Source organism: Glutamicibacter protophormiae (genome assembly GCF_016894325.1).
In the GTDB taxonomy this organism is placed as follows: Bacteria; Actinomycetota; Actinomycetes; order Actinomycetales; family Micrococcaceae; genus Glutamicibacter; species Glutamicibacter protophormiae.
The window spans coordinates 3083172-3097400 of record NZ_CP069806.1 but is presented as its reverse complement, the minus strand read 5'-3'; the positions used below and the strand labels follow the sequence as shown (position 1 = coordinate 3097400).

The window sequence follows — 14229 nt, the reverse complement described above, 5'->3', positions numbered from 1 at the left end:
GGCAGCTCAGCGCTTACGGATCTTGACCTTGAAGTATTCTTCGGCCCACTGCTCGTTCTCCAGCTGGCTGTCATCGCCATCCAGCCAGCTGTGGATCAGCTGGACCAGCCGTTGTGCCGATCTTACGGTGCACACGCGATGCAGGCCGGGTCGGGAGTAGTTCCACCACTCGAAGGTGAATTCCTGACCGGACTCCCAGTAGGTTTGCACGAATTCCGGGTGCTCCACTCCCGGCCGGGGCTTGGCAATGGTCAGGAACGGGGTTCGCAGGTGGGGCAATCGATTGATCCAATAGCCCAAGTGCTCGGCGGTGATGCTGTCCCAGCGGTACGAGGAAGAACTGATGTCCAACCCTCGATAGATCGTCGTTCCATCAGCGCTGGTGGAGGTGTGCATGGTTGTTTCGATCCGAGCTGTGGGGGAAGGGTATTCGGCAGATGAGGCTTTCCGGAGCAATGCGCGCAACGAATTCAGCATGTGGAATATGGCTCCTTGTCAGCTCGCTGAGCTGTTCTTCGATGTCGTCAATCCAATCTCGGTGGATTTCGGGGGTGTATCCGGGCTCGGAATGGGCATGCACGCTAAGCTGTGGCGCGGTGCCCTGCATCCAGACTCCCACATGGTCATCCAGGTCGGAACGCTGCACCAAATCGATCAGGCGTCTTGCGACCTCCAGCTGTTCCTGATCTGTGCGCAGGGCCGTGACGCAGAATTTGATTGCGATTGAATCGTTCATCGTTCGATCTCCTTTCCTGATTGGCCAAAGCCAAGCAGCTAGAACTCATGTCTCTCCTATGGCTCGCTCTACATGCCGCCGCGCAGGTGGGCGGCCGGAAACCCGCTAGCGAAGCCGCGGCATCGCCGAGAGCAGTGACTTGGTGTACTCATGCTGCGGGTCCCCGAAGATCTGCGCGGTATCTGCCTGCTCCACGATCCGCCCCCGGGTCATCACCGCGACTCGGTCGCTCATGTGTTCGATGACAGACAGGTCGTGGGAAATGAACAGGTAGCTGGTTCCCGTTTCCTGCTGGATGCGGTCCAGCAGGTCAAGCACCGTCGCCTGGATCGACACGTCCAAGGCGGACACCGGCTCGTCGAGCACCAGCACCGCGGGCTGGGGAGCCAACGCCCGGGCGATGGCCAGGCGCTGGCGCTGGCCGCCGGACAGCTCGCGCGGGTTGCGCCAGGCGAGTGCGGGATCAAGTTCCACCTGCTCCAGCAGCTGCGCCACCTCATCGCGGTATCCGCCGGCCACGCGCTTGGACTTGCCCTCGCTCAGGGCGTCGGCGAGCAGCTGGCCGGCCGTGTAGCGGGGGTCGAAGGAGCCCAGCGGGTTCTGGTAGATCGCGCCCATGGCACGGCGTAGTTCCCGGCGCTGCGACTCCTTGCGCGGGGCGAACTCCTGGCCCAGCAGCTGGACCTGGCCGGTGTCGGGTTTCTGCAGTCCCAGCACGATGCGTGCGGTGGTGGTTTTCCCGGACCCGGATTCTCCGACGATACCCAGCGTGGTGCCGCGGGGCAGCTCGAAGGACACCGAGTCCACGGCCCGGCGGCCGCCGAAGGACATGGACAGATTCTGCGCGCGCAGTGCCGGCGCCGAGTCTGCGGCATCGGCCGCCACGGCCGTGGGCGCGGCAGGCGCCGGGGAAGCGGAAAGCGGGACAAAACGCGGGACGCCGGAGGGAACTGCCCGCAGCAGCGTGCGCGTGTACTCGTGCTGCGGATCTTCCAGCACCCGGGCGGCGGGCCCGTGCTCCACGATCTTCCCGCGGCGCATCACCGCGATCTCATCGGCAAGGTGAGCGACCTGGGCCAGGTCGTGGCTGATCATCAGCACCGCGCGGCCCTGTTCCTTCAGCTCGCTCAGCTGCCGCAGCACCAGGGCGGCCAGTTTCGAATCCAGTGCGGTGGTCGCTTCGTCGGCGATGACCACCTGGGGGTCGCCGATCAGCGCCTGTGCGATCAGCGCGCGTTGGCGCATGCCGCCGGACAGTTCGGTGGAACGCTGCCGCGCGCGCAGTTCGGGATCCGGCATATGCACCCGCTTCAAGGTATCGATGACCCTGGCGTGGCGCTCGGCGCGGGAGTTCGAGCCGTGGACCTTCAACGCGTCGCCGATTTCCCGGCCCACCGGGCGCAGCGGGTCCAGCGCCATCAGCGCATCCTGCAGGATCATGGACACCGCATTGCCGCGGATGCCCTGCCACTGGCGGTCGCGCAGCGCCAGGCCGTTGTGGCCGCAGATCCGCAGCGTCTTGGCGGTGACGGTGCCGCCCGACAGTCCCAGCAGGCTGCGCGCGGTCACTGACTTGCCTGACCCGGACTCGCCGACCAGCGCCAGGGCGCGTCCCGCGGACAGGGTGAAGGAGATGTCCTGCACCGCAACGTCGGTGCCGAAACGGACCGAGAGGTTGGAGACGGTGATCAGCGGTGCGGGTTCCTGCCGGGCGGAGTGGGACTCGATGCTCATATGGTTCTGGCCTTTCCGCCCAGAGCCCGGCCGATCAGGGTGGCGCAGGCGGCCACGACCACGATGGCCAGTCCCGGGAACAAGCTCATCCACCAGGCCAGGTGCAGGTAGGTGCGCCCGGCCGAAAGCATGGCGCCCCATTCGGGCGCCGGCGGGGGAGTGCCCAGCCCCAGGAAGGACAACGCCGCGGCCCAGATGACGGCCTGGCCGATACCCAGGGTGACCAGGGCGAGCAGCGGCTTGAGCGCGTTGGGCACCAGGTGGTTGCGGATCTTCAGCCAGGTGCCGCGGCCCAGCACGGTGGCCGCTTCCAGCATTTCGGAATTCTTCAGCGTGCGGATCTGGCTGCGCACCAGCCGCGCGTAGCCCGGCGCAGTGGACAGCCCCACCGCGATGATGGCAGGACCCACGCCGGGTCCGGTGAACGCGATGATCAGCAGCGCCAGCAGCAACGAGGGGATGGAGTAGAGCGCTTCGAGCACCCGCAGGATGATCCCGTCCAGCCAGCGCGGCGCCATGGCGGCCAGGGTGCCCAGCACGATGGCCAGCCCCATGCCCACGGCGGTGGCGGCCAGGCCGATGAACAGCGAATCGCCGGCGCCGTGGATGACGCGGGTGTAGATGTCCCGCCCGGATTCATCGGTGCCGAACACATGGCCGGCGCCCGGCGCCTGGAATGCCTGGGCGGGGTTGATGGCCAGCGGGTCGCCCGGGGCGATCAGCGCCGGGGCCAGGGCGGTCAGCGCCCAGAAGGCGATGAACAGCCACGCGAGGATCTTTGACAGCCGGCTCATGAGGCGGCTCCCGCCGGGTCGATGGCGCGCTGAACGGCTTCGGTCAGCGCCATGACCAGGATGTAGACCAGCGCGGAGAACAACGCCAGGCCGGTGACCATGGGGATGTCGCGGGCCAGCACCGCGGAGAGCAGGGAGCGTCCCAGCCCGGGGCGGGCGAAGATCACCTCGACCACCACCGCGCCGGAGAGCAGGGAGGAGAACGCCCAGCCGGTCAGGTTCAGCGCCGGCAGCGAGGCATGGCGCAGGCCGTGGCGCCAGAAGACCGCCAGCCGGCTTTCGCCGCGGGCGCGGGCCGCCAGCGCGAACTGGCTGGACATGGCAGTGGCCAGCGAATCGCGCATGAGCTGGGTGAGGAAGCCTGCCAGCGGCAGCGCCAGGGTCAGCACCGGCAGCACCAGCCCGGCCGCGGTGCCGTTGTCCACCGCGGGCAGCCAGCCCAGGGCGGAGGAGAAGACCATGATCAGCACCGCGCCGAGCCAGAAGTGCGGGACGGCGGCGGCCACGATCTCCACCATGCCGCCCAGCCAGGCTCCGAAGCGGTTGGCCCGCATGGCCAGCGCGGCGAAGAGCAGCGCCAGTGCCCAGGCGGCGGCCAGCGCCAGCAGGGCCAGGATGATGGTTTTGGGCAACACCTCGGCCATCACGTCGGTCACCGGGCGCTTGAGCGCGTAGGAGGTGCCGAAGTCCAGCCGCGCCAGCTTGCCCAGGAACATCAGGTACTGCACGGCCACCGGCTGGTCCAGACCGAATTCGGCGCGGGCGGCGTCCAGCGCCTGCGCCGAGGCCTGGGAGCCGGGCCCGCCCATGATGGCCTTGGCGGGGTCGCCGGGGATCAGCCGGATGCCGATGAAGATGGCGGTGGCCACCAGCCACAGCACCACCAGCGCCCCGCCGAGCTTCCTGGCGGCCCAGCCGAGTGTTCCCATGGGCGTGTTACTTGGCCAGGAACACGTCGGTGTAGATCGGGGAGGACACCGAGGTGGTGGCGCCCATGCCCTTGACCTGCGCACCGTACAGGAAGTGGTTCTGCTGGTCGTACAGCGGCAGCACGTAGTAGCCTTCCAGCACGATCTTCTGCGCCTGCGCGTAGAGCTGGGCGCGCTGCGCCTCGTCGTCGGTCTGCTCGGCCTCGGTCAGCAGTTTGTCCAGTGCCGGGTTCTTGACCTGGGCGTTGTTGGCGAAGTAGCCCGATGGCGCGGGAACCGTGGAATCGGAGTGGTAGAGGATGCGCAGCACGGACGGGCCGACCTTGGTGTACGGGGCGGAGACCAGGTCATAGTCGTGCTCGGCCAGGGCTCCGTACCAGCTGGACAAGTCCAGCAGCTCGATCTTCACTTCGAAGCCCACAGCCTTCGCGGAGGCCTGGAACTGCTCGAACAGCGACTGCTCGGCCGGGACCGACTGGTTGGTGGACACCGGGAAGGTGACGGACAGGCGCTTGCCGTCCTTGGCGCGGTAGCCTTCCGCGTCGCGCTCGGTCCAGCCGGCCTGGTCCAGCAGGGAGTTGGCCTTGGCCGGATCGGCGGTGAACAGCGCTTCATCGGAGATCCCCAGCGGTTCCACGCTGGAGAGCAGCGAGTAGCTGCGCTTGGCGGTGTCGAAGAACAGCGAGGTGATGCCGGCATTGACGTCCACCGAGCGGATGAACGCCTCGCGCACCTTGGCGTCGTTGAACGGGGCCTTGGAACTGTTCAGTTCCAGGCGGTTGGAGGCTCCCGGGCGCGGGGCGTCCAGGTGGCCCAGGGTGCCGCCCTGCGCGGCGGAGGCGATGGTGTCCGGCTGGGCGTTGTCGATCACGTCGACCTCGCCGGAGGCCAGCGCCGCGTAGCGGGTGGCGGCTTCGGGGATGAAGCGCCAGGTGATGCCGTCCAGGTAGGCGGTGGGCTGCGTGCGGGAAGGATCGGCCACCGGCGGCACGTAGTTCTCGTTGCGCACCAGGTTCACCGCCTGCTGGTGTTCCCAGGACTGCACCTTGAACGGCCCGGTGCCTACCGGGGCGGCGCAGTTGGTGGCCTGGTCGCGCTCCAGCGCGGCGGGCGACTGGATAGCGGTCCACGGCATGGACAGCGATTCGAGCAGCGCGTTGTCCGGGGCGGAGAGCTTCAGCTCGGCGGTGCGCTCGTCGAGGACCTTGACCTGGTCCACCTTGCCCACGGCCAGGTAGCCGGTGGAGGAGGCGGTGTTCGGATCCTGCAGGTGCTCGATGTTGGCCTTGATGGCCTGCGCGGTCAGCTCGCTGCCGTCGGTGAAGGTGATGCCCTCGCGCAGGGTGATGGTACGGGTCAGCCCGTCCTCGGAAACCTCGGTGGATTCGGCCAGCCACGGGATGATCTTGCCTTCGGAGTCCTTGGTGAACAGGGACTCCAGGTACTGGCTGGCGACCAGGGCCTGCGGGTAGTTTCCGCCGACATGCGGATCCAGGCAGCTTGGCTCCGCGTCGCCGGAGGCGTAGACCAGGGTGCCGCCGGATACCGGGGTGGCGTCCTGCGCGGACCCGGTGCCAGAGGACGAAGAGCATCCGGCCAAGACGATGGACGCGATGCCGAAGGCCGCGGCGCTGGAGAGCAGGCGGCGGGCGCGCTGGTTTCTTTGCATGGGCTGAAACTTACCTCATTGGATGGATGGGAGATGACCATCTACCAGCCTAGCCACCCGGGCCTTGCGGCGACACTCTTGGTGCCGGGCGAAGCGGCCATTGCGAGCCAGTTCACACCCCGGGGCGGCGTGCGGGCGGAGCCGCGACCTACTTTTCGCTGGCCACGGTCATGCGGCGGTTCGCATGCACCGGGGTCTCGATCTCGTCCAGGATCGCCACGGCGAAATCCTGGGTGGAGACGAAGCCGCCGGCTGGCGAATCGGTGCCCAGCGTGTAGCTGCCGGTGCGGATGCCCGGGGCGATGACCGGGGCCGGGGCGGCGACGGTCCAGGTGATGCCGGAGACCGAGGTGAACATGTCGTACACCTCGCCGCAGGTGCGCGCCTCCGCCTTGTACTCTTCCGGGAAGCCCTCGGTGTCGAACAGGCGCACGCCGTCGACCTCGGTCGCGCCGGCGCCGCCGACCACGATCAGCCGGGCGTCGGTCAGGGTCTCGGTGATCTCCTCGAAAGCATCCAGGTAGTCCTGGTGGTCCCCGCCGGTGCGCGATGGCGGCACGGCAATGACGACCACGTCGTTGGCCTTGCCCAGCTGGCGGTAGGCGGCGGTGTCGCCGAGGTCCGCGGCCACGGCGGCGGCCCCGTCCACCTCCTTGCCCGAGCGGGTGACCGCGGTGAGTTCGTGGCCGCGGGCGGCCGCCTCGGCGATGATCTGGCTGCCGACCATGCCGGTGGCTCCGTAGACTGCAATCTTCATGGAGGTCCATGCCTTTCGTTGAAGGTGAATTCAGCTCAATGGTATCTTTTGGATACTGGACACTACAACGAAACTAGGTTTCCCCATGGAAAGCGACCGGGATTTCAACGTGTTTGTGCAGGGCTGCCCCTCGCGTGAAATCATGCAGCGACTGGGCGACAAGTGGACCCCGCTGGTGCTGCTGGCGCTCGCCGGCGGGCCGCTACGTTTCTCCGCGTTACGCCAGCGCATCGGCGCGGTGACCCCCAAGGTGCTCACCAGCACGCTGCGCACCCTCGAGCGCGACGGCCTGCTGCTGCGCACCGTCACTGCCCAGGTTCCGGTGCGCGTGGACTACGAACTGAGCGAGGTGGGCCGCAGCCTCCTGGGCCCCCTGGAGGCCATCCGGCTCTGGTCCGAGGAGCACGTGCCCGGGGTGCTGCGCGCCCGCGACGAGTTCGACCGCGCCCGTCATGAATAGGCGACCCGACTGGAACGCCGGATCCGGTGTACCGCCCGGCGGCTTTAGCGGAGAAAACTTCCAGCCCTGCGGTCCCGGCGTTGTCCAAGGGGCAGTATCGGCGTCACGGCGATGAGGCACTGCGGCGGCCACAGCGTGCAGTTGATCATCTCAGAGACCCACCGCCACCAGCACGATGGCGCTGCCGCCCAGGGCGAGCATCGCGCCGGTCATGACCAGCACCGCCGCCACGTCGGCATGGATGCGTTCGTTTTTCACGCCGTGCGCCATCCGCGAATAGCGGCGGCGCTGCGAAAGGTAGATGCCTCCGGCGGTGCAGACGGCGATGCCCACCAGGACCAGCACCCCGGTGCCGTAGTGCGGGGCCCAGCGCAGGAACACCCCGCAGACCACCAGGAAGGAGACGAGCGTGCGGGCCCAGGCCATGACGGTGCGCTCGGGCTGCAAGCCCGGGTCGGTGAGCGGGAACTGCTCCTTCATTCCGCTACCTTCCCAGCAGGACCATGGCGATCGCCGCCACGGCTCCGGCGATCGCACCCAGGCTGAGCAGCGGCACGATCGCAGGCAGCGGCAGCGGCTTCCCGGTGCGCATGCTGCGTTCGACCCGGACCCAGCGCACGCCGGCGCCCAGTGCGATGAGCATGCCCACCCCGATTACGAAAAAAGCCAGAACGGTGCGCACCGGCCCCGGGAACGCCCCGGCGGTGAACGCCTCCAGGGCGATGCCTCCGGCCAGGAATGCCAGTGAGGTGCGGATCCAGGCCAGAAAGGTGCGTTCGTTGGCCAGCGTGAATCGCGGATCGGGCTCGCTGCCTTCGGGCAGCAGCGTCCGGGCGAGTTTGCTGCGGTCATTCTGGGTCATGGGCATCCTTGCGCGCGGCGGCCTCCGCCCGGAAAACGCCGGTGCTGGCCGCGGAAAATCTTCAGATCCGACCCCGTGCCGGCACTGGCCGCCGCGGGGTTTACTGCTCTTCCAAGACTACGTCCAAAACCCCCTCGAAATCTTGTTTGCGACGGCCTGCCGGGCCGTGGAATTCCGCGGAATTCCCGTGTGTTCGGCGGTGCGCGAAACCGTGGGTGCCAGCCCGCGCCAAGGACCTGAATCGGTGTAGTGTGAGTCACATATGTAGCGGTCAGGCGTCCACACCAATGACGCCTGCTTGAGTCAGGAGCCAAACATGCTCGAACTTACTGAAGACCAGAAGGCGCTCGCGGAAATGGTCCGCGATTTTGCCACCACCCGGATCGCCCCGAATGCACTGGACTGGGATGAGCGCCAGCATTTCCCCGTCGATGTGCTGGCCGAAGCAGGCCAACTGGGCATGGGCGGAATCTACGCCGGCGAGGAGTTCGGCGGCTCGGCGCTGACCCGCAGCGACGCGATCCTGGTGTTCGAGGAACTGGCCAAGGCCTGCCCGACGATTTCAGCGTACATTTCCATCCACAACATGGTGGTGTGGATGATCGACCACTTCGGCACCCCGGAGCAACGCGCCCAGTGGCTGCCCGCGATGACCGCGATGCAGAATCTGGGTTCCTATTGCCTGACCGAACCCGGGATCGGTTCGGACGCCGCGGCGCTGACCACGCGCGCGCGCCGGGACGGTGACGAGTACGTGCTCAGCGGGGTCAAGCAGTTCATTTCGGGCGCCGGCACCTCGGCGCTCTACATCGTCATGGCGCGCACCGAGGACACCGGAGCACGCGGCATCAGCGCCTTCCTGGTTCCGGGGGACAGCCAAGGGCTGAGTTTCGGCCCGAACGAGAAGAAGATGGGCTGGAAGGCGCAGCCCACCCGGCAGGTCATCATGGACGGGGTGCGCATCCCGGCGGGCAACCTGCTCGGCGCCGAAGGCCAGGGATTCTCCATGGCGATGCAGGCGCTGAACGGCGGACGGCTTAATATCGCTGCCTGCTCGCTGGGCGGCGGGCAACATGCGTTGGAGCAGTCCGCGGCATACCTCAAGGAACGCCAGGCTTTCGGCGGGCCGCTGACCCGCCAGGAGGCGCTGGTCTTCAAGCTGGCCGAGATGGACATGGGGCTGGAAGCCGCCAGGTCGCTGCTGCGCAGGGCCGCCGCCGCGCTGGATGCGAAGGCGCCTGACCGGGTCAGGCTGTGCGCCATGGCCAAGAAGGTCGCCACGGATGCCGGTTTCGAGGCGGCGAACAGCGCCATCCAACTGCATGGCGGCTACGGCTACCTCAGCGACTACGGGCTGGAGAAGATCGTCCGTGACCTGCGGGTGCACCAGATCCTGGAAGGCACCAACGAGATCATGTCGCTGATCGTGGGCCGCGGCCTGGTCGACAAGTAGCCTCCGGGCGCCCGCGGCTCAGTCTTGCCGCGGGCGCAGCTCGGCATCAAGCACCGGCGTGGATGTATTGGTGTCCTTCCCGGTGGGATGCACCGGGATGATCTCCCGGTCGAAACTCCCCAGCGCCGCGATGGAGCCCAGCTCCATGGCGTCCAGCAGGGTGCGCTGGGTGGGGCGCATCATCTTGATTTCCTTGCGTTCCAAGGCCGCGAACAGGGCTTCGGGGTGGATCCAGTTGGAGATCACTGCCTCGGTGGTCTGGTGGCGCGGCTCCTGGTCCTCGCGCAGCACCGCGGTGTAGAAATAGGTGTCGAAGCGCTTGGGGTAGCCTACCGGGGTGACCCAGTTCGCCCAGGGCCGCAACTGTTCCGGATCAAGCAGCAACCCGGTTTCCTCAAACACCTCGCGGCGGGCGGCGGCCAGCATTTCCCCGGCCCGGAAGGGCGCCTGCTGTTCACCCTCGTCCCAAACGGTGGAGTGCTTCCAGCGCTGAGCCTGCTCGGCCAGAAGCCGTGCATCGATCGCACCGGTGCGCACCAGCTCCGTGTCCTGCGCGTCGACCCGGCCGCCGGGGTACACGACCATGCCCGCGGCGAAGTCCATGGTGCTGACCCGGTGCTGGATGAACACCTCGAACCCGATGTCCGCTGCACGCAGCAGCAGCACGCTGGCGGCGCGGCGGATGGGAACCTCTACGGCAGGATCGAAAAAGGACTTCGTCGTCATGAACCCCAGTATGTCCTGTATCGGCCGTGACGAGCCAACGGCACGGACTTTCATGCGTCATCAAGCCCTGCTATCGCAACAGGGGCTCTTGCCAGCAAGGGGCGGCGTGCATAGAGTGTGACGCACGCCATCGCGCCGTCAGGGCCGGCAATGCCTGGCGTCATCGCAGCCTGCCGTCGATTGAAAGAGGGAAAGCCCATGAAGGGTCCCCAGCTCTATGTCCTTTTCCCCGGAACGGCACGGGATGCCTTGAACTTCTATGCAGGGGTCTTCGGCGGCGAGCTGGCCCTGTATTCCTATGCGGAGTTCAACCGGAGCGACGGGCCGCCGACGGCGATTGCCCATGGAATGCTCAGCGGGGAAGTGACGCTGGGTGCGGCCGATGCGGCGCCGGGCGAGAACCCGGTGCAGATCCAGGGTGCCATGCTCTCCTTGCTGGGCGCGGCGGAACCACCCGTGCTGCACGGGTGGTTCGAGGCGCTGGCCGACGGGGGACAGGTGGTTGACCCGCTGGCCGCCAAGCCGTGGGGCGCTACCGACGGGCAGGTCCTCGACCGCTTCGGGCTGACCTGGCTGATCGGATACGAGCACCCCGCGGACTGAGCGGGGGACTACTGCGGCGGGAAGACGAGGGTTCCGACCACGGTCACGATGATGATGACCACCGTGGCCAGCAGGCCCAGGAGCAGCGACTTGCCTCCGGATTTCACGATGCTGCGCAGGTGGACTCCGAGCCCCAACGCGAACATGGCGGCCGACAGCATCAGGGTCTGCAGCAGTTGCACGCCATCCAAGGCCCACCCCGGAACCGTTCCGGTGGTGCGCAGGAGCATTGCCGCGATGAACCCGAGGACGAACAGGGGCACCAAGGGAGGGTTCTTGCCTTCGGACACCGCGTGGCGGCGGCGCATGAACATGCCCACGCCAGCGATGACCGGCGCCAGCAGCACGACGCGGGCAAGCTTGACGGTCACTGCTACTTCGAGGGCCGCAGCACCGACCGAGCCGCCGGCAGCGACCACCTGGGCGACCTCATGGGTCGAGGCTCCCACCAGCATGCCGATGCTGCGCTCATCCATTCCCATCAGGGCGCCGAGGGCGGGCATGGCGGGGATCATGAGGGTTCCGAAGAGCACTACTAGTCCGACGGCGGTGGCCACCTGGTTTTGCTTGGCCCGCACAACATTTTCCGCCCCGGCCACCGCGGCGGCGCCGCAAATGGAGAAGCCGGCTGCGATCAGCATCCGCTGGGGCAGGTCCAGGCCCATCCGCGAGCCGATCCACAAGGTGGCGAAAAAGGTCACTCCCACCGATAGGAAAACCACCAGCAGCACTCCGGGGCCCAGGCCCAGGATCGTGCCCAGCGACAGCTGCAGCCCGAGCAGGACGATGCCCAGCCGCAGCAGCTTCTTGCCCGACACCGCGATGCCCGGTTCCAGGGCCGCGGGGACCGGAACGATGTTCCGCCACAGGGCTCCGAGCACGATGGCCAGCAGCAGTGCGCTGACTCCGTCGAAGAATCGGCTGATGAGCATGCACAGCGCCCCGGCCAGCAGGCAGACCGCTACGCCGGGCAGTGCGGTGCGTAGCGACGGGGGAGCCGATGACGGGGAAGGTGTCTGGATCTGATCTGTGGGTTGCATGTTTTCAGTCTTCTCCCGTCACGGTTTCGGCGGTATTCGTCCCTCGGCTATGAGAGGCATATGCTCTTGATATGGATCAGGACCCGTCATCATTGAACAGCATTGCGCACTGGATCCAGTTCTCCTCGCTGTCGCTGCTGGTCGGCATCGCCGACCACGGCAGCCTCAGCGCCGGGGCCCGGGCTGCGGGCATCGCCCAGCCGAATGCCTCGCGCGCCCTGAAAACCCTTGAACGCCGGCTCGGCTACCAGCTGGTGGACCGCAAGACCACCGGGTCGACGCTCACCGCCGAGGGTGTGCTCACGGTCCAGTGGGCCCGCGAAGTGCTTGAATGCCTGCAGACCTTCGCCGCCGACGCGCGGTCGCTGGCGGATCCGGGCCAAAGCGAACTGGACTTTGCGGCCAGCATGACCGTGGCGGAGTACCTGGCGCCCAGCTGGATCGGCGCGCTGCATCGCAAGATGCCGTCGGTGAAGCCGCGGATGCGGATCATGAACTCGCAGGACGTGATCCGCAGCGTCCGGGACGGCGAGCTGGAATTCGGGTTCGTCGAGACGCCGCACATCCCCATGGGACTCAGGAGCCAGCAGGTCTACAGCGATGAAATGCTGGTTGTCACCGCGCCGGACCACCCCTGGGCGCAGCGCGGCCAGGCGCTGACCCTCCAGGAACTGCAGAGCACAGCACTGATCGAGCGCGAAGCGGGCTCCGGAACCCGCGCCTTCCTCGACTACATTTCCCATGCCGACCGGCCCAAGCCCCTGGCCGAGTTCAATAGCAACGCCACCATCTGCCAGTGCGCCGCTGCCGGCATGGGGCCGGCGGTGCTCAGCCAGCTGGCCGTGGAAAGCCAATTGAAGCTCGGGACGCTGGTGGAGATCCCCTTCGACGGCCCGGCCCTGGTCCGCGAGCTGCGGGCGATCTGGTCGGTGGACCACGTGCCTGGAGCCGCCGAACAGGCGCTGCTGGAGATCGCCGCGGACTCCGCTTCCTAGATCAAAGGTTCATGGTTTAAACGTGATGGCCGGGCCTGAAATCGGGGCAAATGATTTCAGGCCCGGCCAGGCACGCAGGGAATTTCGTTACGAAGCCTTCACCACGCGGTGTCCCAGCTGGCTGGTCGGGACGCGGTAGGTTTCCCGCGCGGTCAGCGCCGAGACCGAGGCGATCAGCGCGATGGCCGCGGTGAACAGGCTGATCTGGACCCAGCCTCCGGGCTGCAGCCCGCCCAGGGCGGCCACGATGGACGGGGCGAAGCCCGCCATCAGGAAGCCCAGCTGGGTGCCGATGGCCAGGCCGGAGAAGCGTACCTGGGAAGAGAACATCTCGGCGTAGAAGCTCGGCCACACGGCGTTGGCCGCGGCGTAGGCGCAGGAGAAGACCAGCAGCGAGAGCCCGAACTGTAGCAGCGTGTTGCTGGTTTCCATGGAGCGCAGGTAGAAGGGCATGACCGCCGCGGAAGCCAGAGCCCCGTAGATGAAGACCGGCTTGCGGCCGATCCGGTCGGCCAGCATGCCGAAGAACGGCTGGGTGAACAGTGCGCCGATATTGCCCGCCACCACCAGCCACAGGGTGATGGACTCGTCCATGTTGCCGATGGTCTTGCCGTAGGAAATGGCCAGGGTTCCGTACACGGTGGACACCGCCGCGATGAATGCGCACAGCACCACGCGCAGCACGTCCTTCCAGTGGAAGCGCAGCAGCACGGCCAGCGGCAGCTTGGCGAGCTCGTTGTTCTTCTTGGCTTTCTCGAATTCCGGGGTCTCGTGCAGCGAACGGCGGATGAAGAAGGTCACCACCACAACCACGGCCGACAGCCAGAACGGGATGCGCCAGCCGATGCCGAACTTGATCTCGTCCGGCAGTGCCACTACCGGAATGAAGATCAAGGCCGCCAGGCTCTGGCCGCCCTGGGTGCCGGTCAGGGTCCAGGAAGTGAAGAAGCTGCGCCGGTGATCCGGGGCGTGCTCCAGGGACATCGAGGAGGCGCCGGCCTGCTCACCCGCGGCGGACAGGCCCTGCATCAGGCGGGCGACCACCAGCAGGATCGGGGCCAGCCAGCCGACCTGGTCGAAGGTGGGCAGGCAGCCGATGGCGAAGGTCGAGGCGCCCATGAGCACCAGGGTGAACATCAAGACCTTCTGGCGTCCGATCCGGTCGCCGAAGTGGCCCAAGATGATCGCGCCGATGGGGCGGGCGATGTAGGCGAAACCGAAGGTCGCCAGGGACATGACCGCGGCGTTGGCGCCGGCGTCGGGGAAGAAGATGTGCGGGAAGATCAGGGCTGCGGCGGAGCCGAAGATGAAGAAGTCGTAGTATTCGACGGCGCTGCCCATGAAGCTGGCCAGCGCGGCCTTGACCGGCGTGCGCTGTCCGCTTCCGTGTTCTTCAGATGCCGACGGCTTGGGTGTCGTGGTCATCGGGTTACTCCCTTGGTGTGTGGCGATGTTCTGGCCCCATTCCATA

The 14229-nt window shown here is 67.1% G+C and carries 16 protein-coding genes; 4 read left to right on the top strand and 12 right to left on the bottom strand.

Annotated features, from left to right (window positions below; genetic code table 11):
- Positions 1–6: 6 nt before the first annotated feature.
- The 7 genes from JQN66_RS14510 to JQN66_RS14480 all read right to left on the bottom strand — a co-directional run bounded on the left by JQN66_RS14510 (position 7) and on the right by JQN66_RS14480 (position 6619).
- On the bottom strand, positions 7–396 hold the full coding sequence (locus JQN66_RS14510; protein WP_204675656.1) for a hypothetical protein: 390 nt from the start codon (positions 394–396) through the stop codon (positions 7–9).
- Positions 374–736, bottom strand: a complete 363-nt coding sequence (locus JQN66_RS14505) for a hypothetical protein (RefSeq protein WP_204675655.1) — start codon at positions 734–736, stop codon at positions 374–376. Before JQN66_RS14505 ends, JQN66_RS14510 begins: the two co-directional genes overlap by 23 nt.
- Positions 737–841: 105 nt before the next feature.
- The gene (locus JQN66_RS14500) at positions 842–2470 is read right to left on the bottom strand and encodes a dipeptide ABC transporter ATP-binding protein (protein ID WP_204675654.1); all 1629 of its coding nucleotides are present in this window, start codon (positions 2468–2470) and stop codon (positions 842–844) included.
- Positions 2467–3264: an ABC transporter permease gene (locus tag JQN66_RS14495; protein ID WP_204675653.1), complete on the bottom strand. Its 798-nt coding sequence runs from the start codon at positions 3262–3264 to the stop codon at positions 2467–2469. The genes JQN66_RS14500 and JQN66_RS14495 overlap by 4 nt, the downstream gene beginning before the upstream one ends.
- The gene (locus JQN66_RS14490; RefSeq protein ID WP_204675652.1) at positions 3261–4193 is read right to left on the bottom strand and encodes an ABC transporter permease; all 933 of its coding nucleotides are present in this window, start codon (positions 4191–4193) and stop codon (positions 3261–3263) included. The genes JQN66_RS14495 and JQN66_RS14490 overlap by 4 nt, the downstream gene beginning before the upstream one ends.
- 7 nt (positions 4194–4200) lie before the next feature.
- Entirely contained in the window at positions 4201–5862 is a 1662-nt protein-coding gene (locus JQN66_RS14485) for an ABC transporter substrate-binding protein (RefSeq protein WP_204675651.1), read from the bottom strand.
- Positions 5863–6010: 148 nt separating this feature from the next.
- Complete coding sequence (locus JQN66_RS14480) at positions 6011–6619, bottom strand: NAD(P)-dependent oxidoreductase (protein WP_204675650.1); 609 nt, start codon at positions 6617–6619, stop codon at positions 6011–6013.
- A gap of 85 nt (positions 6620–6704) precedes the next feature.
- Between JQN66_RS14480 and JQN66_RS14475 the strand changes: the two genes are divergently transcribed.
- Positions 6705–7079: a winged helix-turn-helix transcriptional regulator gene (locus JQN66_RS14475; RefSeq protein WP_204675649.1), complete on the top strand. Its 375-nt coding sequence runs from the start codon at positions 6705–6707 to the stop codon at positions 7077–7079.
- A 150-nt stretch (positions 7080–7229) separates the two neighbouring features.
- Here the strand turns inward: JQN66_RS14475 and JQN66_RS14470 are convergent, their stop codons facing one another.
- Both JQN66_RS14470 and JQN66_RS14465 read right to left on the bottom strand, forming a co-directional pair.
- Positions 7230–7559 carry a DUF202 domain-containing protein gene (locus tag JQN66_RS14470; RefSeq protein ID WP_188947272.1) on the bottom strand — a complete coding sequence of 110 codons (330 nt, stop codon included), beginning with the start codon at positions 7557–7559 and terminating at the stop codon, positions 7230–7232.
- Between the two features lie 4 nt (positions 7560–7563).
- On the bottom strand, positions 7564–7941 hold the full coding sequence (locus JQN66_RS14465; RefSeq protein ID WP_188947273.1) for a YidH family protein: 378 nt from the start codon (positions 7939–7941) through the stop codon (positions 7564–7566).
- Between the two features lie 316 nt (positions 7942–8257).
- Between JQN66_RS14465 and JQN66_RS14460 the strand changes: the two genes are divergently transcribed.
- A complete protein-coding gene (locus tag JQN66_RS14460) occupies positions 8258–9394 on the top strand; it encodes an acyl-CoA dehydrogenase family protein (RefSeq protein WP_188947274.1) in 1137 nt (378 codons plus the stop codon).
- 18 nt (positions 9395–9412) lie between these two features.
- On the opposite strand, the gene JQN66_RS14455 is transcribed toward JQN66_RS14460, so the two are convergent.
- Positions 9413–10120, bottom strand: a complete 708-nt coding sequence (locus JQN66_RS14455; protein WP_188947275.1) for an NUDIX hydrolase — start codon at positions 10118–10120, stop codon at positions 9413–9415.
- A gap of 198 nt (positions 10121–10318) precedes the next feature.
- On the opposite strand from JQN66_RS14455, the gene JQN66_RS14450 reads away from it, so the two are divergent.
- Entirely contained in the window at positions 10319–10723 is a 405-nt protein-coding gene (locus JQN66_RS14450; RefSeq protein ID WP_204675648.1) for a VOC family protein, read from the top strand.
- A gap of 8 nt (positions 10724–10731) precedes the next feature.
- On the opposite strand, the gene JQN66_RS14445 is transcribed toward JQN66_RS14450, so the two are convergent.
- The gene (locus JQN66_RS14445) at positions 10732–11763 is read right to left on the bottom strand and encodes a YeiH family protein (protein ID WP_204675647.1); all 1032 of its coding nucleotides are present in this window, start codon (positions 11761–11763) and stop codon (positions 10732–10734) included.
- Positions 11764–11855: 92 nt separating this feature from the next.
- Here JQN66_RS14445 and JQN66_RS14440 point away from each other — a divergent pair, with 92 nt between their 5' ends.
- On the top strand, positions 11856–12758 hold the full coding sequence (locus JQN66_RS14440; RefSeq protein ID WP_239464029.1) for a LysR substrate-binding domain-containing protein: 903 nt from the start codon (positions 11856–11858) through the stop codon (positions 12756–12758).
- 87 nt (positions 12759–12845) lie between these two features.
- Here the strand turns inward: JQN66_RS14440 and JQN66_RS14435 are convergent, their stop codons facing one another.
- Positions 12846–14183: an MFS transporter gene (locus JQN66_RS14435; RefSeq protein WP_204675645.1), complete on the bottom strand. Its 1338-nt coding sequence runs from the start codon at positions 14181–14183 to the stop codon at positions 12846–12848.
- Positions 14184–14229 lie beyond the last annotated feature (46 nt).

Bases quoted from the DNA above. Each gene is read 5' to 3' on its own strand.
- JQN66_RS14500 (WP_204675654.1), bottom strand. From the start codon at position 2,470: ATGAGCATCGAGTCCCACTCCGCCCGGCAGGAACCCGCACCGCTGATC.
- JQN66_RS14450 (WP_204675648.1), top strand. From the start codon at position 10,319: ATGAAGGGTCCCCAGCTCTATGTCCTTTTCCCCGGAACGGCACGGGAT.
- JQN66_RS14510 (WP_204675656.1), bottom strand. From the start codon at position 396: ATGCACACCTCCACCAGCGCTGATGGAACGACGATCTATCGAGGGTTG.
- JQN66_RS14470 (WP_188947272.1), bottom strand. From the start codon at position 7,559: ATGAAGGAGCAGTTCCCGCTCACCGACCCGGGCTTGCAGCCCGAGCGC.
- JQN66_RS14480 (WP_204675650.1), bottom strand. From the start codon at position 6,619: ATGAAGATTGCAGTCTACGGAGCCACCGGCATGGTCGGCAGCCAGATC.
- JQN66_RS14485 (WP_204675651.1), bottom strand. From the start codon at position 5,862: ATGCAAAGAAACCAGCGCGCCCGCCGCCTGCTCTCCAGCGCCGCGGCC.
- JQN66_RS14495 (WP_204675653.1), bottom strand. From the start codon at position 3,264: ATGAGCCGGCTGTCAAAGATCCTCGCGTGGCTGTTCATCGCCTTCTGG.
- JQN66_RS14475 (WP_204675649.1), top strand. From the start codon at position 6,705: ATGGAAAGCGACCGGGATTTCAACGTGTTTGTGCAGGGCTGCCCCTCG.
- JQN66_RS14465 (WP_188947273.1), bottom strand. From the start codon at position 7,941: ATGACCCAGAATGACCGCAGCAAACTCGCCCGGACGCTGCTGCCCGAA.
- JQN66_RS14445 (WP_204675647.1), bottom strand. From the start codon at position 11,763: ATGCAACCCACAGATCAGATCCAGACACCTTCCCCGTCATCGGCTCCC.
- JQN66_RS14460 (WP_188947274.1), top strand. From the start codon at position 8,258: ATGCTCGAACTTACTGAAGACCAGAAGGCGCTCGCGGAAATGGTCCGC.
- JQN66_RS14435 (WP_204675645.1), bottom strand. From the start codon at position 14,183: ATGACCACGACACCCAAGCCGTCGGCATCTGAAGAACACGGAAGCGGA.
- JQN66_RS14490 (WP_204675652.1), bottom strand. From the start codon at position 4,193: ATGGGAACACTCGGCTGGGCCGCCAGGAAGCTCGGCGGGGCGCTGGTG.
- JQN66_RS14455 (WP_188947275.1), bottom strand. From the start codon at position 10,120: ATGACGACGAAGTCCTTTTTCGATCCTGCCGTAGAGGTTCCCATCCGC.
- JQN66_RS14505 (WP_204675655.1), bottom strand. From the start codon at position 736: ATGAACGATTCAATCGCAATCAAATTCTGCGTCACGGCCCTGCGCACA.